The sequence below is a fragment of the Xanthomonas sp. NCPPB 3005 genome, assembly GCF_041228095.2.
GTDB classification, from domain to species: domain Bacteria; phylum Pseudomonadota; class Gammaproteobacteria; order Xanthomonadales; family Xanthomonadaceae; genus Xanthomonas_A; species Xanthomonas_A bonasiae.
The window spans coordinates 1,131,041-1,150,181 of sequence record NZ_CP166096.2 but is presented as its reverse complement, the minus strand read 5'-3'; the positions used below and the strand labels follow the sequence as shown (position 1 = coordinate 1,150,181).

Below are 19,141 nucleotides of genomic sequence, written 5' to 3'. Positions count from 1 at the left end.
CGGCGTGTAAGCGACAAGCAGCCTGGATTCGATCAGACCCCGCACCGGCAACGGCGCGGGGTTTTTCATTTTAGTAACCGCGAAACACACGTTCCCTTCCTACCCACACCGTTCCGAGGACATTCGCCCCATGACCAGTTCCGCCCAGCCCACCACCAAGATCGCCATCGTCGGTTACGGCAGCCAGGGCCGCGCGCACGCGCTGAACCTGCGCGAGTCCGGCTTCGATGTCACCGTCGGCCTGCGCGCGGGCGGCCCGACCGAAGCCAAGGCGCAGGCCGACGGCTTCGTGGTGAAGAGCCCCGCCGAGGCGGTCAAGGACGCCGACCTGGTCGCGGTGCTGACCCCGGACATGGTGCAGAAGAAGCTGTACGACGACGTGCTGGCGCCGAACATGAAGCAGGGCGCCTGCCTGCTGTTCGCGCACGGCCTGAACGTGCATTTCGACATGATCAAGCCGCGCGCCGACCTGGACGTGGTGCTGGTCGCGCCGAAGGGCCCGGGCGCGCTGGTGCGCCGCGAGTACGAGATCGGCCGCGGCGTGCCGTGCATCTGGGCGGTGTACCAGGACAAGAGCGGCAAGGCCGAGCAGTTCGCGCTCGAGTACGCCGCCGGCCTGGGCGGCGCGCGCGCCAACCTGATCAAGACCACCTTCAAGGAAGAGACCGAGACCGATCTGTTCGGCGAGCAGGCGGTGCTGTGCGGCGGCGCCTCGTCGCTGGTCCAGGCCGGCTTCGAAGTGCTGGTGGAAGCCGGCTACCAGCCGGAAATCGCCTACTACGAAGTGCTGCACGAACTGAAGCTGATCGTGGACCTGTTCTACGAAGGCGGCATCACCCGCATGCTGGAGTTCGTCTCCGAGACCGCGCAGTACGGCGACTACGTCAGCGGCCCGCGGGTCATCGACGCGGCCACCAAGGAGCGCATGCGCGACGTGCTGACCGACATCCAGAACGGCACCTTCACCAAGAACTGGGTCGCCGAGTACGAAGCCGGGCTGCCGAACTACAACAAGTTCAAGCAGGCCGACCTGGAGCACCCGATCGAAGTGGTCGGCAAGCAGCTGCGCGCCAAGATGGTCTGGCTGAACGGCGACGCCGCTGCTGCCGCCAAGCCGGCCGCGACAGGCCAAGCCGCGTAACCCGCGGCTCCCCCACCCGCTTCCACCGAAAGGTCGCCACCGTATGAACTCCTCCGCTCACGGCACGCCCCGCAACGGCGCGCGCTGGCTGACGCAGGCCCTGGAAGCCGAAGGCGTGGACACGCTGTTCGGCTATCCGGGCGGCACCATCATGCCGTTCTACGACGCGCTGGTAGACAGCCAGCTCAAGCACATCCTGGTCCGCCACGAGCAGGGCGCGGCGCTGGCCGCCAACGGCTACGCCCGCGCCAGCGGGCGGGTCGGGGTCTGCGTCGCCACGTCCGGCCCGGGCGCCTCCAACCTGGTCACCGGCATCGCCGATGCGATGCTGGACTCGGTGCCGATGATCTGCCTGACCGGGCAGGTCGCCACGCCGCTGCTGGGCACCGACGCGTTCCAGGAACTGGACGTGTTCGGGCTGACCCTGCCGATCGTCAAGCACAGTTTCCTGGTGCGCCGCGTGGACGACCTGCCGCAGGTGGTGCGCGACGCGTTCCGCATCGCCCGCGAAGGGCGTCCGGGACCGGTGCTGATCGATCTGCCCAAGGACGTGCAGTTGGGCGACGCCTCGCACTTGCCCGACCACGTGCCGGCCGCGGTGCCGGCACCGCCGGCGCCGCACGCTGCGGCCCTGGCCGAAGCGCTGGCGGCGATCGCCGGCGCCGACAAGCCGGTGATCTACGGCGGCGGCGGCATCGCCCTGGCCAATGCGGTGGACGCGTTCCGCCAGTTCGTCGACACCACCCGCATTCCGACCGTGCTGACCCTGCGCGGGCTGGGCGCGCTGCCGCATGGGCATCCGCACTACCTGGGCATGCTCGGCATGCACGGCACCCGCGCCGCCAACATGGCGGTGCAGGAGTCGGACCTGCTGATCGTGGTCGGCGCGCGCTTCGACGACCGCGCCACCGGCAAGCTGGCCGAGTTCGCCCCGTTCGCGCGGGTCATCCATCTGGACGCCGACGCCTGCGAGATCTCCAAGCTGCGCCATGCCGACATCGCCGTGCCCGGCGACGTGGCCGAGGCGCTGCGCGCGCTGAGCGCGGCGACCAGCACCTGCGAGGCGTGGCACGCGCGCTGCATCGGCCATCGCGAGAAGTTCGGCGCGCGCTACGACGCGCCGGGCGACGACATCTACGCGCCCGGGCTGCTGAAGCGGCTGAGCGAGCTGGCGCCGGCCGACACCGTGATCGCCTGCGACGTCGGCCAGCACCAGATGTGGGTGGCCCAGCATTGCCGCTTCAACCATCCGCGCAACCACCTGACCAGCGGCGCGCTGGGCACGATGGGCTTCGGCCTGCCGGCGGCGATGGGCGCGCAGTTCGCCTGCCCCGACCGCACCGTGGTGCTGGTCAGCGGCGACGGCAGTTTCATGATGAACGTGCAGGAGCTGGTGACCATCGCGCGCTGCAAGCTGCCGGTGAAGATCGTGCTGCTGGACAACAGTTCGCTGGGCATGGTGCGGCAGTGGCAGGAGCTGTTCTTCGCCGAGCGCTACAGCGAGATCGACCTGTCCGACAACCCGGACTTCGCCGCGCTGGCGCAGGTGTTCGGCATCCCGGCCAAGCGCATCACCGCGCGCGGCCAGGTCGAGGAAGGCCTGGCCGAGCTGCTGGCGCAGCCGGGTCCGGCGCTGCTGCACGTGGCCATCGACGCGCGCGCCAACGTGTGGCCGCTGGTGCCGCCGAACACCGCCAACAGCACCATGCTGGAGAGCAACCCCGCGACCCAGCGCCAGGAGATCCCCCATGCGATACCAGCTTGACCTGGTGCTGAAGCCGGCCGAAGGCGCGCTGCTGCGCGCGATCGGCATGGCCGAACGGCGCGGCTTCGCGCCGCTGTCGATCAGCGGCGCGCCGGTGGCCGACGATGCCGGCCGCTGGCACCTGCAGATGGTGGTGGACGGCACCCGCCCCGGCGAGAGCCTGCGCCTGCAGATGGAGAAGGTGTACGACTGCGAGTCGGTGCGGGTGACTGCGTTGGACGTGGTGCCATGATGAAGCCGGGATTCGGGATTGGGGATTCGGGATTCGGAGGCTGCGCTGGCAGCTCCGTGGTTTCGGGCTTCATGCCGGCTGCGCGGCAGGGCCGGGCGACGATGCGGAGGAGTCTTCTTCCAGGGAGGTCGCTTCTTCGGGCACAGGATTCGCATGTCGAATCCCTACTCCCCAATCCCCAATCCCGGCCCCTTCATGCCTGACACCGGCCGCCCCGCCCCGCAGGAACCCGACGTAGGCGACGTAGCGGTCAGCGTCGCCGACGTGCTGGCCGCGCAGGCGCGGCTGCGCCGCTACCTGCCGCCGACGCCGGTGCACTACGCCGAGCGTTTCGGCGTGTGGCTGAAGCTGGAGAACCTGCAGCGCACCGGCTCCTACAAGGTGCGCGGCGCGCTGAACGCACTGCTGGCCGGGCTGGAGCGCGGCGACGAGCGCACCATCATCTGCGCCTCGGCCGGCAACCATGCGCAGGGCGTGGCCTGGGCCGCGCACCGGCTGGGCGTGCAGGCGATCACGGTGATGCCGCACGGCGCGCCGCAGACCAAGATCGCCGGCGTCGCCCATTGGGGCGCCACCGTGCGCCAGCATGGCGACAGCTACGACGAGGCCTACGCCTTCGCCCGCGAACTGGCCGAGCAGAACGGCTACCGCTTCCTGTCCGCGTTCGACGACCCGGACGTGATCGCCGGCCAGGGCACGGTCGGCATCGAGCTGGCCGCCCACGCCCCGGACGTGGTCATCGTGCCGATCGGCGGCGGCGGCCTGGCCTCCGGCGTGGCCCTGGCGCTGCGCTCGCAGGGCGTGCGCATCGTCGGCGCGCAGGTCGAGGGCGTGGATTCCATGGCGCGGGCGATCCGCGGCGATATCCGCGCGATCGACCCGGTGCCCACCCTGGCCGACGGCGTCAAGGTTAAAATCCCCGGGTTCATCACCCGCCGGCTGTGCGCCAGCCTGCTCGACGACGTGGTGATCGTGCGCGAGGCGGAACTGCGCGAAACGCTGGTCCGCCTGGCGCTGGAGGAGCACGTCATCGCCGAGGGCGCCGGCGCGCTGGCCCTGGCGGCCGGCCGCCGCGTCTCCGGCAAGCGCAAATGCGCGGTGGTGTCCGGTGGCAACATCGACGCCGGCGTGCTGGCGACGCTGCTGTCGGAGGTGCGCCCGCGCGCACCACGCAAGCCGCGCCGCCGCAATGCCGAGCGACTTCGCAACCAACGTGCCGCCGCCCCGCCCGCTCCCGCTCGCCCCGCGTCTTCGCTCTCCCATCCGCCAGCCACCGCCGCCGTAGAGGAAACCATCTGGTGAACACTTCTCCTTCTTCCCAGACCCCCCGCATCCGCATTTTCGACACCACCCTGCGCGACGGCGAGCAATCCCCCGGCTGCAGCATGACCCCGCCGCAGAAGCTGGTCATGGCGCGCGCCCTGGCCGAGCTGGGCGTGGACGTCATCGAAACCGGCTTCCCGGCCAGCTCGCAGTCCGACCGCGAGGCGATGGCGCTGATCGGCCGCGAACTGCGCGAGCCGACCCTGGCGGTGCTGTCGCGCTGCCTGGCCACCGACATCGAGACCTCCGCGCGCGCGCTGGAGGCGGCGGCCAAGCCGCGCCTGCACGTGTTCCTGTCGACCAGCCCGCTGCACCGCGAGCACAAGCTGCGGATGAGCCGCGAGCAGGTGCTGGAATCGGTGCGCAAGCACGTGTCGCTGGCGCGCCAGTACGTGGACGACGTGGAGTTCTCGGCCGAGGACGCCACCCGCACCGAGGAAGACTTCCTGGCCGAAGTGACCGCAGTGGCGATCGCCGCCGGCGCCACCACCATCAACCTGCCCGATACGGTCGGCTTCACCACCCCGGAAGAGATCCGCGGCATGTTCGCGCGGCTGATCGCCAGCGTGCCCGGCGCCGAGCGGGTGATCTTCAGCACCCACTGCCACAACGACCTGGGCCTGGCCGTGGCCAACTCGCTGGCCGCGGTGGAAGGCGGCGCGCGGCAGGTGGAATGCACCATCAACGGCATCGGCGAGCGCGCCGGCAACTGCGCGCTGGAAGAGATCGCGATGGCGCTGAAGGTGCGCAACGCGTTCTACGAGATCGACACCGCGATCAACACCCAGCGCATCGTCGCCAGCTCGCAGCTGCTGCAGCGGCTGGTCGGCATGCCGGTACAGCGCAACAAGGCGATCGTCGGCGGCAACGCCTTCGCCCACGAGTCGGGCATCCACCAGCACGGCATGCTGCGCCACCGCGGCACCTACGAGATCATGCGTCCGGAAGACGTGGGCTGGGAGTCCTCGCAGATGGTGCTGGGCCGCCACAGCGGCCGCGCCGCGGTCGAGCAGCGCCTACGCGCGCTGGGCTACGTGCTGGAAGAGGCCGAACTGAACCTGGCGTTCGAGGCGTTCAAGGCGCTGTGCGAGCAGCAGCGCGTGGTCAACGACGCCGACCTGCAGGCGATGATGCAGGACGCGCCGGAAAGCCAGGGCTACCGGCTGTCGTCGATGACCGTCAGCGACCGCGGCCAGCGCGCCAGCGCGCAGGTCGAGCTGTCCGATCCGGATGGCCAGCGGGTCAGCGAGCGCGCCGAAGGCGACGGCCCGGTGGATGCGCTGTTCGCCGCGCTGGCCGCGGCCACCGGCGTGCAGCTGACCCTGGACAGCTACCAGGTGCACAGCGTCGGCATCGGCGCCGATGCGCGCGGCGAGGCCAACCTCAGCGTGCGCCACGGCGAGACCGAATACGACGGCAGCGGCACCAGCCGCGACATCATCGAGGCCAGCGCGCTGGCCTGGCTGGACGTGGCCAACCGCGTGCTGCGCCAGCGCCAGGGCACGCATGCCGGCGCCGCGACGGCGGCCGCCTGAGCGGCCACGCCAGCGTCATCGTCGCGATGCACCCTTCTCACCGCTCCCCATCCTTGCCCAGCGTCCCTGCCAGGTAGTCCCGTAATGTCTTCGACCCCCCGCACCCTGTACGACAAACTGTGGGACGCGCATGTCGTCGTCCCCGAAAGCGGCACCGCCCCGGCGGTGCTGTACATCGACCTGCACCTGATCCACGAGGTGACCTCGCCGCAGGCGTTCACCGAACTGAAGGCGCGCGGGCTAGCGCCGCGCCGTCCCGACCGCACCAAGGCGACGATGGACCACTCCACGCCGACCCTGCCGCGCGGCGCCGACGGCAAGCTGCCGTACTACACCAAGGCCTCCGAGGCGCAGGTGGACATGCTCGCGCGCAACTGCGCCGACTACGGCATCGAGCTGTTCGACATGGCCTCGGACAATCGCGGCATCGTGCACGTGATCGCGCCCGAGCAGGGCTTCACCCAGCCCGGCATGACCATCGTCTGCGGCGACAGCCACACCTCCACCCACGGCGCTTTCGGGGCATTGGCGTTCGGCATCGGCACCAGCGAGGTCGGCTACGTGCTGGCCACGCAGTGCCTGCTGCAGCGCAAGGCCAAGACCATGTCGATCACCGTCGACGGGCCACTGGCGCCGGGCGTCGGCGCCAAGGACGTGATCCTGCACATCATCGGCGTGATCGGGGTCAACGGCGGCACCGGTCATGTGCTCGAGTACCGCGGCTCCACCATCGAGGCGATGGACATGGAGCAGCGCATGACCCTGTGCAACATGTCGATCGAGGCCGGTGCGCGCGCCGGCATGGTCGCGCCGGACCAGGTCACCTTCGATTGGATGGCGAACACGCCGCGCGGTCCGAAGGGCGCGGAGTTCGACGCCGCGGTACAGCGCTGGTCGCAGCTGCGCAGCGATCCGGGCGCGCGCTTCGACGTGGACGTGCGCATCGACGCGCGCGACATCCGCCCGACCCTGACCTGGGGCACCCACCCGGGCACCGCGATCGCGGTGGACGTGCCGATTCCGGCGGCGCAGGACGCGGCCGCGCAGAAGGGCCTGGACTATATGCATTTCGAATCCGGCCACGCGCTGATCGGCACCCCGGTGGACGTGGTGTTCGTCGGCTCGTGCACCAACGGCCGGCTCAGCGACATGCGCGAAGTGGCGCAGGTGCTGCGCGGCCGCCGCGTCGCGCCGAACGTGCGCATGCTGGTGGTGCCGGGCTCGGAGATCGTCAAGCGCCAGGCCGAGGCCGAGGGCATCCACGAGGTGGTGCGCGCCGCCGGCGCCGAGTGGCGCGAATCCGGCTGCTCCATGTGCATCGCCATGAACGGCGACCTGGTCGCGCCGGGGCAGCTGGCGGTGAGCACCAGCAACCGCAATTTCGAAGGCCGTCAGGGTCCCGGCTCGCGCACCTTGCTGGCGTCGCCGATGACCGCGGCCTGGGCCGCGGTGAACGGCAAGGTCAGCGACCCGCGCACGCTGTTCGCGGAGGTCGCGTGATGGTGCCGCACATCGCCGCGTTCGCGGCCACGCTGACCTTCGTCGCCGCCACCACCCGCGCCTTCGCGCATCGCGGCAAGCCACTGCTGCCGCCGCACGTCCCCACTCCGGCGCTGCCGCCGGCATCGCTGCCCGACGCGGCCGTCGCCGCTCCCGCCACCGTGTCCCAGGAGACCTGCTGATGGCCGGATTCGCCGCCCTCACCTCGGCCAGCGTGGTGCTGCGCCAGACCAACATCGACACCGACCAGATCATCCCGGCGCGGTTCCTGTCCACCACCGAGCGCGCCGGCCTCGGCCGCAACGCGTTCAACGACTGGCGCTGGCAGGCCGACGGCACGCCCAACCCGGAGTTCGCGTTCAACCAGCCGCACAACGCCGGCCGCCAGATCCTGCTGGCCGGGCGCAACTTCGGCTGCGGCTCCTCGCGCGAACACGCGCCGTGGGCGCTGACCGATCTGGGCCTGCGCGCCATCGTCAGCAGCGAGATCGCCGACATCTTCCGCAACAACAGCCTCAAGAACGGACTGCTGCCGATCGTGCTGGACGAGGCCGACGTGCAGACCCTGATGCAGCGCCCGGACGACGCGCTGACCGTGGACGTGGCCGCGCGCGAACTGCGTACGCCCGACGGCCGCGTCTATCCGTTCCCGCTCGACGAGTTCTCGCAGACCTGCCTGCTCGAAGGCGTCGACGAACTCGGCTACCTGCTGCTGCGCCAACCCGCCATCGAACAGTACGAGGCCACCCATGCACGCTGACATCGTCGTCCTGCCCGGCGACGGCATCGGCCCCGAAGTCGCCGCCGCCGCGGTCTCGGTGCTGCGCACCATCGCCCGCCGCTACCAGCACACCTTCGAATTCCACGAGCACGACATCGGCGGCATCGCCATCGACCGCCACGGCGAACCGCTGCCGGCGGCGACGCTGGCCGCCTGCCAGCAGGCCGACGCGGTGCTGCTGGGCGCGGTCGGCGGGCCGAAGTGGTCCGATCCCAACGCCAAGATCCGCCCCGAACAGGGCCTGCTGGCGATCCGCCGCGGCCTGGGCCTGTTCGCCAACCTGCGCCCGGTCAAGCCGCATCCGGCGGCGCTGGACGCCTCGCCAATCAAGCCGCACCTGCTCACCGGCGTGGACATCGTGGTGGTGCGCGAGCTGACCGGCGGCATCTATTTCGGCGACAAGACCCGCACCGCCACCGACGCCAGCGACCTGTGCCGCTACAGCGTCGAGGAGATCGAGCGGGTCCTGCGCAGCGCGTTCCGCCTGGCGCAGCAGCGCCGCAACCACGTCACCTCGGTGGACAAGGCCAACGTGCTGGAGACCTCGCGGCTGTGGCGCGACGTGGCCACGCGCATCGGCCGCGACGAATTCCCGGACGTGCGCCTGGAGCACCAGCTGGTCGACTCGATGGCCATGCACCTGCTGGCCAAGCCGCGCGAGTACGACGTGATCGTCACCGAGAACATGTTCGGCGACATCCTCACCGACGAGGCGTCGATGCTCGCCGGTTCGCTGGGCCTGCTGCCGTCGGCGTCGCTGGGCGAAGGCAAAATCGGCCTGTACGAGCCGATCCACGGCTCGGCTCCGGACATCGCCGGCAAGGGCATCGCCAATCCCTACGCCACCATCCTCAGCGCGGCGCTGCTGCTGCGCCATTCGCTGGGCCTGAACGCCGAAGCCGAGGCGATCGAGCAGGCGGTGGACGCCGCGCTCAACGCGCACGCCTTCACCGCCGACCTCGCCGCCCCTGGCCACGGCATTTCCACCAATGCGGCCGCGCGCGCGGTGGTGGAGCAGTTGCAGGCGCATGGGTCGGTGGAAGCCGAGATTCGGGAGTAGGGATTGGGGATTGGTAACTGCGTTCGGCCACTGCGCGGATAGGCAGCGGCCGAACGCTCACATCGGGCGGCGCGGATCTCTCCTGTCGGAGGGGCTTCAGCCCCGACAGGATTCCGCGCCGCAGGCTCGCCGTGCTGTGTGTCGCGGCTGAAGCGGCTCCTACAAGGGTGCACCTGCGCTTTACGCCCTAGCCGACCACCCGGTCGCGGCCTTCGTGCTTGGCCTGGTACAGGCGCTGGTCGGCCAGCACCAGCAATTCGCGCCGGCTCTGCAGCGCCGGGCTGACACAGGCGAAACCGACGCTGGCCGTGCACTGCACCGTGCGCCCATCGACATCGTGGACCACGATCGCGGCGACGCGGTGGCGCAGGTCGTCCAGCCGCGCCCGCGCCTGTTCGCGGTCCAGGCCCGGCAACACCAGCAGGAACTCCTCGCCGCCGTGGCGCGCGGCGAAGGCGTGTTCGCCGAGCGTGGCGCGCAGCACCTCGCCGACCCGGCGCAGCACTTCGTCGCCGATCTCGTGGCCGTAGCTGTCGTTGATCCGCTTGAAGTTGTCGATGTCCAGCAGCGCCACGCACAGCGGCGATTGCGTGGCCCGCGCGTGCTCCAGCGCCGCGGTCAGGTGCGGATCGGCGGTGCGCCGGTTCGGCAGGCCGGTCAGCGCGTCGTGGCCGGCCTGGTAGGCGAGCTTGCGCACCAGCTCCTCGCGTTCGAAATCGGCCAGCTTCAGCGCCAGGTTCTTCGCGCGCAGCTCGTGGGTGCGCTCGGCGATGATGCGATTGAGCCGGCGCTGGCGGCGCAGGTAGCGATGGCTGCGGCCGCGGTACCACCACAGCAGCAGGCCGCTGAACGCGATCGCCGCGATCACCACGAACGGACCGCGCTGCCAGAACGGCGGCACCACGTCCAGCTGCAGCGAGGCGCGCCCCACCAGATCGCTGCGCGACCAGTCCATCGCATTGGTGGTCGCCTGCACTTCCAGCCGGTAGTCGCCAGGCGGCAGGTTGGTATAGACCGCCTCCTCGCTGCTGCCGGCATCGATCCATTGCCGGTCGAAGCCATGCAGGCGATAGCGGTAGCGCACCTTGTCCGGCGAGCGGAAGCTCAAGCCGGCGTAGTCGACGCTGAGCCGGCCGACGCTGCCGGGCAAGCGGTAGTCGGCGCGCAGCGGCTGCTCGCGGCCATCGACCTGCAGCCGCTCGATCACCACCGCCGGCGCGCGCAGCGAATGCCGGCTGGGCAGCGCCGGGTCGATCAGCGCCAGGCCGGCGGAGGTCGGGATCAGCAAGATGCCGTCGCGGCTCAGCCAGCCGGCGGGCGCGCTGCTGCCGTTGCCCTGGCTGCCGGGCATGCCGTCGCTGCGATCGACCACGTCCACCGCCAGTTGCGTGCGGCGCCCGGCATCGAGCTGCGCGATGCTGTCGCGGGCGATGCGGAACACGCCCTGGTTGCTGGTCACCCACAGATGGCCCTGGCCATCGTCGATGACCCGGAACAGCTTGTCGCGCGGCAGCCCGACGCGATGGTCGTAGGTGCGGAAGCGGCCGTCGCGCAACCGCAGCAGGCCGCGGTCGCTGGCGATCCACAGCGCGCCGTCGGCGTCCTCCAGGAAATCGAACGCGTTGTGCGCGGGAAACGCGGCGCCGGCGGGCCAGCGGCGCAGCGTGCCGTCTGCCGACAGCGCCGCGATGCCGTCGCTGGTGCCGATCCACAGCACGCCGGCGCGATCGCGGTACAGCGCCTGCACCTGCAGCGCCGGCAGCCCGTCGGCCAGGGTGTACAGGCGGGTGCGGCCACGGTTGCGATAGGCCAGGCCGGCGTTGCCGCCGACCCACAGCCCGCCGTCCGCATCCTGCAACAGCGCCCGCACCATGCCCTGCGGGATGCCGGCCTCGGTGCCGAGCCGCTGCCGGACCGCACCGTCGGGCGCCAGCAACAGCACTCCCTGGTTGTAGGTACCGACCCACATGCCGCCGTCGTTGGCCGCGGCCAGCGCCAGCACCGACGGATCGCGGCCGGCGGCGGCGATGCGCAACGTGGCGATGCGGCCGTGCTGCCAGCGATCGAGGCCGGCGGCATGGCCGATCCAGACCGCGCCATCGGCGCTCTGCTGCACCACGCGCACGTAGTCGCCGCCGAGGCCGTCGTGCCGGGTCAGGCCGCCGGCATCGCCCACGGCGATGCGGAACAGGCCGTCGGTGCTGCCGGCCCAGATCAGGCCTTCGCGGTCCTCGATCAGCGCCGGGCTGACCACGCCGGAGATCGACAACATCTCCTCGCTGACCCCGCTCGACGAGCGCCGCAGCAACTGGCCGCTGGACAGGCTGGTCCACACCTGGCCCTGGCGATCCTGCAACGCGGCATCCACGCGCTGGCCCTGGCGCAACCACTGCAGCGCGCCGTCGGCGTGCAGCCAGAACACGCCGGCGTCGCCGGCGACCAGCAGCCCGCCGTCGCGGTCGCGGCTCAGCCGCCGTACCGGCGCCGTGCGCATCGCCTCCGTCCGCCCCCAACGCCGCGCACGGCCGGTGGCCGGGTCGAGGCGGAACAGCCCCTGCGCGGTGCCGACCAGCACGCTGCCATCGGCCTGCTGCAGCAGCGCCGCGATCCGGGTCTTCGGCAGCCCGGCGGCGGCACCGGCCGCGCTCAGGCGGCCATCGGCCTCGATCCGGAACAGGCCGTCCTCGCTGCCGACCCACAGCACACCGTCGCGGTCGCGCAGCATCGACGCCACCTGCAGCCGCTGCGCACGCGCATCGCCCAGGTGCTCCCAGGCGCCGCCGGCATAGCGGAACACGCCGTCGTAGGCGGTGCCGACCAGCACCCCGCCGTCGCGTTCGGGCACGATCGCGAACACGCCGGACATCTCCATGCCCGGCGTGTTCTGCCGGTCGAACACGGTGAAGGCGCGGCCATCGAAGCGCGCCACGCCTTCCCAGGTGCCGATCCAGAGCAGGCCGTCGCGGTCCTGCGCCAGCGCATGCACCAGGTTGTGCGGCAGGCCTTCGTCCATCGTCCAGCGCACCACCGTCGGCCGGTCGGTGATGCTGCCCGCGGTCACCGGCCGCGTCGCCTGGGCCACGGCGGTACCTGCCGCGCAGCAGGCGCACAGCAGCATCAGGAACAAACCGATGCGCCCGCGCAGGCGTCGGCGCAGCGCAGGTGCGCTGCCGATGGTAGTGTGACGCCGGTCCCCCCTGCTCCATTGCTTCCCGAATCATGCCCTCGGCAGCACGCGGTTTCCAAACCGCACGAGAAGCCAATTTATCACTACATGTTCGCCGCCGATGTCAGGACGTTCCTCACATTGCCGAACGGCGGCCGTCCCGCCACACCACTCAGCGCAACGGCAGGCGCACGCTGACCCGCAGCCCGCCCAGGGTCGGCGAGGTATCGAGCGCGATGTCGCCGCCGTGCGCGTTCACCACCTCGCGCGCGATCGCCAGGCCCAGTCCGCTGCCCTCCACGCCGCTGCCGAGTTCGCGGTGGAAGCGCTCGAACACGCGCTCGCGCGCCGCCTCGGCGACACCGGGGCCGGAATCCTCGACCGTGAACCAGGCGCAGGCATGGTCGCCACGCAGGGCGACTTCCACCTGCCCGCCCGGCGGCGCGTAGCGCAGCGCGTTGTCGATCAGATTGCGCACCAGCGCGGACAGGCCCGCCTCGTTGCCGAGCAGCATGACCGGGTCGTTGCACAGCATCCGCAGCCGCTGCTGGCGCCGCGCCGCCAGCGGCTGCGCATCGTCCACCTGCAGCGCGACCAGGCCGTCCAGCGCCAGCCGCCCCTGCGTGGGCTCGGCGGCGCCCGGTTCGACCCGGCTGAGCGTCAGCAACTGCGCGACCAGTCGCTCCACCCGGCGCACGCTGGCATCCAGGTGTCGCTGCGATTCGTCGCGTTCGGCGGCGTCGCGGGCCTGGCCCAGATTGTCGGCGTGTACCTTCAGCGCGGCGATCGGGGTACGCAGTTCGTGCGCGGCATCGGCGATGAAGCGGCGCTCGCGCGCCAGCGCGGCCTCCAGGCGCCGCATCAGGTCGTTGACCGCCACCACCAGCCCATGGATCTCGCGCGGCACGCCATGCAGCGGCAACGGCTCCAGCCGCTGCGGGTCGCGCTCGCCGATCGCCTGCGAGACCCGGCTCAAGGCGCGGCTGGCCCAGTTCACCACCGCCCACACCAGCAGCGCCAGCACCGGCAGCGCCAACAGCAGCGGCAAGGCCGTGCCCAACGCGATGTCTTCGGCCAGCTCGCGGCGGATGTCGGCCTGCTCGCCGGTCTGGAACCAGCGCCCGCCCGCCGAGTGCAGGCTGAAGGTGCGCCAGCGGCGGCCATCCAGGGTCACGTCGGCGTAGCCGGCGACCAGCGGGGCCAATTGCCGGGTCGGGCCGCTGTCCGAGCGCAGCAGCAGGTGGCCGCGGTCGTCGCGGACCTGGAACGCCAGCTTGCTTTCGTAGGCATGGCCGGTGCGGAACGCCAGCGCCTCGCCCACGCCTTGCGCCTGCCCGTGCCAGCCGCGGATCACGATCGGCTCGCCGGCCGGGCCGAGCCGGGTCAGCTCGCCCAGCGGTTCGTCGACCAGGCTCATCAGCACCCGCGAGGACTGCACCAACTTGGCATCGAACATCTCGCCCGCCTCCTGCAGGCCGGCGCGGTAGCTGAGCAATGCGGCCACCGCGAACACCGGGGTCACCACCCCGAGCAGACCGCCCAGCAGCATCCGCCGCATCGAACTCATGGCGCCGCCACCGCGGCCGCGGCCTGTTCGTCCAGCGCATAGCCGACCCCGCGCACGGTGCGGATCAGCGCCGGGTCGAGCTTGCGCCGCAGCTGGTGCACGTGCACATCGACCGCATTGCTGGCCACATCCTCGTCCCAGCCGTACAGGCGCTGCTGGATCGCCTCGCGCGCGATGGCGCGGCCGTGGCGTTCGGCCAGCAGCCACAGCAGCGCGAACTCGCGCCGGGTCAGGTCCAGCGCGCGGCCGCGCCAGCGCACCGCCAGCCGCTCCGGATCCAGGTACAGCGCGCCGATCTCCAATTGCGGCGTGGCGCGCCCGGCACTGCGCCGCAGCAGCGCGCGCGTGCGCGCCAGCAGTTCGGTGGTGTCGAACGGCTTGCCGAGGTAGTCGTCGGCGCCCAGGTCCAGGCCCAGCGCGCGGTCGGCCGGGCGCTCGCGCGCGCTCAGCACCAGGATCGGCACGTCGGCGCCGGCCTGGCGCGATTGCCGGATCACCTCCAGCCCGTCCATGCGCGGCAAGCCCAGGTCCAGCAGCACCAGGTCGATACCGCCGTCGCCGATCGCGATCAGCGCCGCCGCGCCGTCCTGCACCCAGTCCACCGAATAGGCGGCGCGGCGCAACGCGGTGCGGATGCCTTCGCCCAGCGACAGATCGTCCTCGACCAGCAAGATGCGCATGTGGGTCAGTGTGGGCGGCCGCTCAATGGCTGGCAAGGTGCGGCTCGAGCTCCTGCAGGGCCGCCTGGATCTGCTGGCGGCGGCCACGGTCGGCCAGTTCGCGGCCCGGCCGCGGCGGCGCCGCCAACGCTTTCTTCAGCGCCGCCGCCGCGCCATTCCAGTCCTTCTGGTCGCGCAGGAAATCGCCGTAGAAGTAGTTCGCGTCGATCCCGTCGGGGTCGTAGTGCAGGCCCTGCAGCAACAGCGTGCGCGCCTTGGCGTCGTCGCCGAAACCGACCGGCCAGCCCGGCACCTGGCAGTACAGCGCGCCCAGGCTGGTGCAGGCCGAGCCGTTCAACGCGGCCGGATCGAGCTTCAGCGCCTGCTCGAAATCGGCGCGGGCGCGCTTGACCAGGCTCAGCGCGCCGAGGCCGCCACGCTCGCCGGCTTCGCTCGACAACACGATGCCTTCCCAGATCAGCGCGGCCGGATCCTGCGGCGCGGCCTGCCTGGCCGCCGCCGCATGCGTGGCCAACGCCGCATAGGCCTGCACGCGCTGCGGCTTGGGCGTCTGGTAGGCGACCTGCGCCCATTGCTCGCGCACCGCGGCGACAGCGGGCGACAGCGGCGTGGCCGCCGCCGCGGCCAGCGGCAGCAGCGACAGGAGCAAGAGCAGGCAACGGCGGCAAGTCTTCATCGGAGGTCTCCAAGATCGGAAGGAACCCGGGCGGCATGGCGCCGCACCACGGGCAGTTGCGCCTTCAGGCTGCGGTCGACCAGACCGGGCAAGGCGCCGTTGAGGCGTGCGAAGAGTTTTTCCGGCCAACCGATCTGCAGCCGCCTGTCGCCGCGCTCAATCGCCTCGCGCAAGGCGCGCGCCACCCGCTCGGGCGTGTCGGCGCCGACCTTCAGTTCCTGGTTCAGCGCATCGACCTGGGCCGTGTTGAACGCGGTGCGGGTGGCGCGCGGCGCCAGGTACTGGAAGCGCACGTGGCTGTCGGCGTATTCGCGGGCCAGCGCCTCGAATAGGCCGCGCAGACCGAACTTGCTGGCGCTGTAACCGGCGAAGCCCGGAAATCCCAGACTGCCGAAGGTCGAACCGACCGCGACCACGGCCGCCTGCGGCTGCGCCTGCAGCAACGGCAGCAGCGCGCGCACCAGCAGCATCGGCGCCAGCAGATTGGTTTCGAGCATGCGCCGCAGTTCCTGCTCGGACTGTTCGGCGAACAGACCGAAGCCGCTCTGCGCATGCGCGATCAGCAGCAGCGACGGCGGCGCCTGCAGCGCGCGCGCCGCCGCCAGCACTTGCGCGCGGCCGCTGTCGTTGCACAGGTCCGCCGGCAACGCCAGCACCTGGCCCTGCGGATGGCGGCTGGCCACCTGCGCCAGCCGCAGTGGGTCGCGCCCCACCGCCAGCACCCGGGTGCCGGCGGCGACCAGTTCGTCGCACAACGCCGCGCCGATGCCGCCGCTGGCACCGGTCAACACCACGCTCCGGCCGCGCAGGTCCATCACGCCGCCTCCGCCATGCGCGGCGCCGGCAGCGCGCGCAGGCTGCGGAAGATGTCGCCGTACAGGCCGTAAAAGCGCTTGGCCGCGTGCAGTACCGCGCGCTGGTCGTCGGGGTCGTCGAGCCGGTCCATCAACCCGACGAAGAAACCGACATGCTCGATGTCCAGGTCGCCGTGCGAACGCAGGTAGCTGAAGGCATTGCGCGGCAGGCCCAGCGTGGTCTCGATGCTCTCGGCCGCGCGCGTGGCCAGCGCCACGCTGGTGCCTTCCAGCACCATCACCATGCCGAAGAAACCGACCGGGTTGCCGCGGGCGATGGTGTCGTAGGCGTAGGCCACCATCAGCTCGGTCGCGGCGGCCGGTTCGGACGCCGCGGCGGCGGCGCGGTCGGCGCCGCACGCGGCCAGGTCGTCGAGAATCCATTCCTGGTGACCCAGTTCCTCTTCGATATATTCGGCGACGGCGGTGCGCAGCCACTCCAGCCGCGCCGGCAGGCGCGCGCCGCAGGCCATCAGCAGCGGCACCGTGTGGCGCACGTGGTGGTAGGCCTGGCCGAGGAAGGCCAGGTAGTCCTCGCGCGCGATCTGTCCGGCCAGCGCCGACTGGATGATCGGGATCGAGATCATGGCGGCGCGTTCGGCCTGGGTCTCGGCGAGCAAGCGCTCATGGAAGGTCATCGGGAAGCTCCGTGGGAGGAAAGGGGTTCGAGTTCGGCGTAGCGCTGCGCGATGGCATCGGCATGGCGCTGCAGGATCGCGTCGCGGCGCGGGCGGCCGTTGCCGGTGAGCAGGCCGTCGGCGTCGGTAAATGGCGCGCTGGCGCGGACGAAGCCGGATACGCGCGCGTAGTCCGGCAGGCCGGCGTTGACCTCGGCCAGCGCGCGCGCGATCGCCGCATCGTCCAGCACGGGGTTGCGCGGCCACAGCACCGCCAGGTTGTGCGCGCGCGCTTCGCCGCAGACCACCGCCTGGGCAATGTGCGGGTGCTGCGACAGTTCGCTTTCCACCCACTCCGGCGACACGTTGCGGCCGTAGGCGGTGATGAACACATGCTTGCGGCGGCCGGTGACGTGGACGAAGCCTTCGTCGTCGACATGGCCCAGGTCGCCGGTGGCGATGGCGCCGGCAGGCGGCCCCTCCGCGCCGAGGTAGCCCAGGCAGCGCACGCCGTCGACCCACAGTTCGCCGTCGATCGCGCTGACCCGCGCATGCGGCAGCGCGCGGCCGACGCTGCCGGCGCGCTGCGCCTCGGGCCGGTTCAGCGCCACCACCGAGGCGCATTCGGTCAGTCCGTAGCCTTCGAACACCGGCAACCGCAGCGCCGCGGCGCGACGCAGCAGACCCGGACCGACCCGGCCGCCGCCGACCGCCAGGTAGCGCAGCGAGGCCGGCAGCGCCACGCCCTGTTCGGCCGCCATCACCAGCGCCAGCAGCAGCTGCGGCACCAGGATCACGCTGTGCGGCTGGTAGCGGTGCAGGCAGGCGATCAAGGTCGGAATGTCGAGTCCGGCGGCGCCGCTGTAGCCGATCTCGGCCAGCGACGGCACTGCGATCTGCGCGCCGGACAACAGCGTGGCGTAGACCCCGGCCACGTTCTCCAGCAACGTGGACAGCGGCATCAGGCACAGGTGGCGGCGCGGCGCCAGCGCCGAGGCCGCATCGGCCAGGGACGCGGCCACCTGCAGCAGCGCGCCCGCCTCCAGGCATACCCCCTTGGGCTGGCCGGTGGTGCCGGAGGTATAGGTGATGCAGCCGGTGCCGGCAGGCAGCGCCACCGGCATCGGCGCCAGGCGCCAGCACGCCAGGCCCGGGGCCGACAGCGGCAGATGCAGCGGCACGCCCTGCGCCGGTGCGGGCATGCCCGCACCGGCGACCAGGCACTGCGCACCGCTGCTGTGCAGCGCGTAGTGCGCCTGCGCCTCGCTGAAGAACGTCGGCAGCGGCACGTGCACGCCGCCACGCAGGCGGATCGCCAGGTCCAGCGCCAGCCAGTCGCTGCCGTTGTCCAGGCGGCTGGCGACGCAGTGCAGATCGTGCCGTTGCAACGCGTCGGCCAGCGCACGGATCCGGTCGGCCAGTTCGCCCTCGCGGATCGCGCCGTGGCCGGTGAGCAGACGCTCCTGGTCGCCGCGCAACTGGCCGAGCACCTCGGCGAAACCGGGCGCGCTCACGGCGCACCCACCAGGCAGGGCTGGAACGGACCAGCGTGGAACAGGGACATCGCGTCCGCCCGCGGCGCGGCGGCGCGCTGCAGGAACGCATGCCCGGCGGCGATGTCGCCGAACGTCAGCCGCGGCTGCGCGGCGTAATAGTCGCCCCAGTCGCTGGGATCCCCGCGCAGGCGCTCGCCGCGCGCCTCGCCCAGGTCCACCGTCGCCAGATGCAGCCGGTCGAAGGTATTGCGCAACTGCCGGGTGGCCACGAACAGGACCCAGCGCAGCCCGGCCGCGTGCAGGGTGCCGGTCAGCGCCTGGATCATCGCGCGCGCATCGCCGGCCTGCTCGGCGGCGAAGTTGCCCACCTCCACCAGCTCGCTGCGCGCCACCCGCCGCGGCATCCGCTCGGCGATGGCCAGTTCGGCCGGTCGCTCGAGATAGTGCTCGACGAACAGCTCGCCTTCGCTGGCGCAGCGCAGCCCCAGTGCGGCCCGCAACCCGCCGTCGGCGTCGTAGTAGGCCAGCAGATGCGGCAGGAAGCCGCGCAGCACCGCGCCGTAGCGCTGGCGGTAGACGCGGGCGATGAACGCTTCCACGGCATCGCGCTCGGGATGCCCCAGACCGATCAGCACGGCACTGGCGAAGCGGGAATGGGATGCGGGGGAGTCGGGGACGATGGCCATGGCGGCATCGTCGGCGGCGCCGATTAGCCGACCATGAGCCGAACGTTAGGCCAATGTAAGGC

At 71.5% G+C, this 19,141-nt stretch carries 17 protein-coding genes; 9 read left to right on the top strand and 8 right to left on the bottom strand.

The features are described from left to right. Positions 1 to 130 precede the first annotated feature (130 nt). From ilvC to leuB, 9 genes are all read left to right on the top strand, one after another. Entirely contained in the window at positions 131 to 1,141 is a 1,011-nt protein-coding gene (gene ilvC, locus AB8810_RS04990; protein ID WP_191824526.1) for a ketol-acid reductoisomerase, read from the top strand. 43 nt (positions 1,142 to 1,184) lie between these two features. After that, positions 1,185 to 2,906 (top strand): acetolactate synthase 2 catalytic subunit, encoded by a 1,722-nt coding sequence (gene ilvG, locus AB8810_RS04985; protein WP_369915729.1) that lies wholly within the window; start codon positions 1,185 to 1,187, stop codon positions 2,904 to 2,906. Next, entirely contained in the window at positions 2,890 to 3,138 is a 249-nt protein-coding gene (locus tag AB8810_RS04980) for an ACT domain-containing protein (protein WP_179567071.1), read from the top strand. Before ilvG ends, AB8810_RS04980 begins: the two co-directional genes overlap by 17 nt. 195 nt (positions 3,139 to 3,333) lie before the next feature. Beyond that, on the top strand, positions 3,334 to 4,440 hold the full coding sequence (locus AB8810_RS04975; RefSeq protein ID WP_179568015.1) for a threonine dehydratase: 1,107 nt from the start codon (positions 3,334 to 3,336) through the stop codon (positions 4,438 to 4,440). Next, positions 4,437 to 5,996: a 2-isopropylmalate synthase gene (locus AB8810_RS04970; RefSeq protein ID WP_179567073.1), complete on the top strand. Its 1,560-nt coding sequence runs from the start codon at positions 4,437 to 4,439 to the stop codon at positions 5,994 to 5,996. The genes AB8810_RS04975 and AB8810_RS04970 overlap by 4 nt, the downstream gene beginning before the upstream one ends. An 84-nt stretch (positions 5,997 to 6,080) precedes the next feature. Further along, the gene (leuC, locus tag AB8810_RS04965) at positions 6,081 to 7,496 is read left to right on the top strand and encodes a 3-isopropylmalate dehydratase large subunit (protein WP_206258939.1); all 1,416 of its coding nucleotides are present in this window, start codon (positions 6,081 to 6,083) and stop codon (positions 7,494 to 7,496) included. Further along, the gene (locus tag AB8810_RS04960; protein ID WP_179567077.1) at positions 7,496 to 7,678 is read left to right on the top strand and encodes a hypothetical protein; all 183 of its coding nucleotides are present in this window, start codon (positions 7,496 to 7,498) and stop codon (positions 7,676 to 7,678) included. Before leuC ends, AB8810_RS04960 begins: the two co-directional genes overlap by 1 nt. After that, positions 7,678 to 8,256 (top strand): 3-isopropylmalate dehydratase small subunit, encoded by a 579-nt coding sequence (leuD, locus tag AB8810_RS04955; RefSeq protein ID WP_179567079.1) that lies wholly within the window; start codon positions 7,678 to 7,680, stop codon positions 8,254 to 8,256. The genes AB8810_RS04960 and leuD overlap by 1 nt, the downstream gene beginning before the upstream one ends. Continuing rightward, positions 8,246 to 9,337: a 3-isopropylmalate dehydrogenase gene (gene leuB, locus AB8810_RS04950; protein ID WP_179567081.1), complete on the top strand. Its 1,092-nt coding sequence runs from the start codon at positions 8,246 to 8,248 to the stop codon at positions 9,335 to 9,337. Before leuD ends, leuB begins: the two co-directional genes overlap by 11 nt. Before the next feature lie 187 nt (positions 9,338 to 9,524). Here the strand turns inward: leuB and AB8810_RS04945 are convergent, their stop codons facing one another. From AB8810_RS04945 to AB8810_RS04910, 8 genes are all read right to left on the bottom strand, one after another. Beyond that, positions 9,525 to 12,455 (bottom strand): two-component regulator propeller domain-containing protein, encoded by a 2,931-nt coding sequence (locus AB8810_RS04945; protein ID WP_369915728.1) that lies wholly within the window; start codon positions 12,453 to 12,455, stop codon positions 9,525 to 9,527. 220 nt (positions 12,456 to 12,675) lie between these two features. Next, the gene (locus AB8810_RS04940; RefSeq protein WP_369916621.1) at positions 12,676 to 14,049 is read right to left on the bottom strand and encodes an ATP-binding protein; all 1,374 of its coding nucleotides are present in this window, start codon (positions 14,047 to 14,049) and stop codon (positions 12,676 to 12,678) included. 17 nt (positions 14,050 to 14,066) lie between these two features. Next, positions 14,067 to 14,750 carry a response regulator transcription factor gene (locus AB8810_RS04935; RefSeq protein ID WP_191824531.1) on the bottom strand — a complete coding sequence of 228 codons (684 nt, stop codon included), beginning with the start codon at positions 14,748 to 14,750 and terminating at the stop codon, positions 14,067 to 14,069. Positions 14,751 to 14,772: 22 nt separating this feature from the next. Further along, on the bottom strand, positions 14,773 to 15,426 hold the full coding sequence (locus tag AB8810_RS04930) for a hypothetical protein (protein ID WP_369915727.1): 654 nt from the start codon (positions 15,424 to 15,426) through the stop codon (positions 14,773 to 14,775). After that, positions 15,423 to 16,241 carry an SDR family oxidoreductase gene (locus AB8810_RS04925; protein ID WP_206258952.1) on the bottom strand — a complete coding sequence of 273 codons (819 nt, stop codon included), beginning with the start codon at positions 16,239 to 16,241 and terminating at the stop codon, positions 15,423 to 15,425. Before AB8810_RS04925 ends, AB8810_RS04930 begins: the two co-directional genes overlap by 4 nt. Further along, complete coding sequence (locus AB8810_RS04920) at positions 16,241 to 16,918, bottom strand: TenA family transcriptional regulator (protein WP_369915726.1); 678 nt, start codon at positions 16,916 to 16,918, stop codon at positions 16,241 to 16,243. Before AB8810_RS04920 ends, AB8810_RS04925 begins: the two co-directional genes overlap by 1 nt. After that, the gene (locus AB8810_RS04915) at positions 16,915 to 18,411 is read right to left on the bottom strand and encodes an AMP-binding protein (RefSeq protein ID WP_369915725.1); all 1,497 of its coding nucleotides are present in this window, start codon (positions 18,409 to 18,411) and stop codon (positions 16,915 to 16,917) included. The genes AB8810_RS04920 and AB8810_RS04915 overlap by 4 nt, the downstream gene beginning before the upstream one ends. Then, complete coding sequence (locus AB8810_RS04910) at positions 18,408 to 19,079, bottom strand: thermostable hemolysin (protein WP_369915724.1); 672 nt, start codon at positions 19,077 to 19,079, stop codon at positions 18,408 to 18,410. Before AB8810_RS04910 ends, AB8810_RS04915 begins: the two co-directional genes overlap by 4 nt. Positions 19,080 to 19,141: the final 62 nt, after the last annotated feature.

Bases quoted from the DNA above. Each gene is read 5' to 3' on its own strand.
- AB8810_RS04945 (WP_369915728.1), bottom strand. From the start codon at position 12,455: ATGCTGCTGTGCGCCTGCTGCGCGGCAGGTACCGCCGTGGCCCAGGCG.
- AB8810_RS04930 (WP_369915727.1), bottom strand. From the start codon at position 15,426: ATGAAGACTTGCCGCCGTTGCCTGCTCTTGCTCCTGTCGCTGCTGCCG.
- AB8810_RS04925 (WP_206258952.1), bottom strand. From the start codon at position 16,241: ATGGACCTGCGCGGCCGGAGCGTGGTGTTGACCGGTGCCAGCGGCGGC.
- ilvG (WP_369915729.1), top strand. From the start codon at position 1,185: ATGAACTCCTCCGCTCACGGCACGCCCCGCAACGGCGCGCGCTGGCTG.
- AB8810_RS04960 (WP_179567077.1), top strand. From the start codon at position 7,496: ATGGTGCCGCACATCGCCGCGTTCGCGGCCACGCTGACCTTCGTCGCC.
- leuB (WP_179567081.1), top strand. From the start codon at position 8,246: ATGCACGCTGACATCGTCGTCCTGCCCGGCGACGGCATCGGCCCCGAA.
- leuC (WP_206258939.1), top strand. From the start codon at position 6,081: ATGTCTTCGACCCCCCGCACCCTGTACGACAAACTGTGGGACGCGCAT.
- AB8810_RS04920 (WP_369915726.1), bottom strand. From the start codon at position 16,918: ATGACCTTCCATGAGCGCTTGCTCGCCGAGACCCAGGCCGAACGCGCC.
- leuD (WP_179567079.1), top strand. From the start codon at position 7,678: ATGGCCGGATTCGCCGCCCTCACCTCGGCCAGCGTGGTGCTGCGCCAG.
- AB8810_RS04975 (WP_179568015.1), top strand. From the start codon at position 3,334: ATGCCTGACACCGGCCGCCCCGCCCCGCAGGAACCCGACGTAGGCGAC.
- AB8810_RS04910 (WP_369915724.1), bottom strand. From the start codon at position 19,079: ATGGCCATCGTCCCCGACTCCCCCGCATCCCATTCCCGCTTCGCCAGT.
- AB8810_RS04980 (WP_179567071.1), top strand. From the start codon at position 2,890: ATGCGATACCAGCTTGACCTGGTGCTGAAGCCGGCCGAAGGCGCGCTG.
- ilvC (WP_191824526.1), top strand. From the start codon at position 131: ATGACCAGTTCCGCCCAGCCCACCACCAAGATCGCCATCGTCGGTTAC.
- AB8810_RS04935 (WP_191824531.1), bottom strand. From the start codon at position 14,750: ATGCGCATCTTGCTGGTCGAGGACGATCTGTCGCTGGGCGAAGGCATC.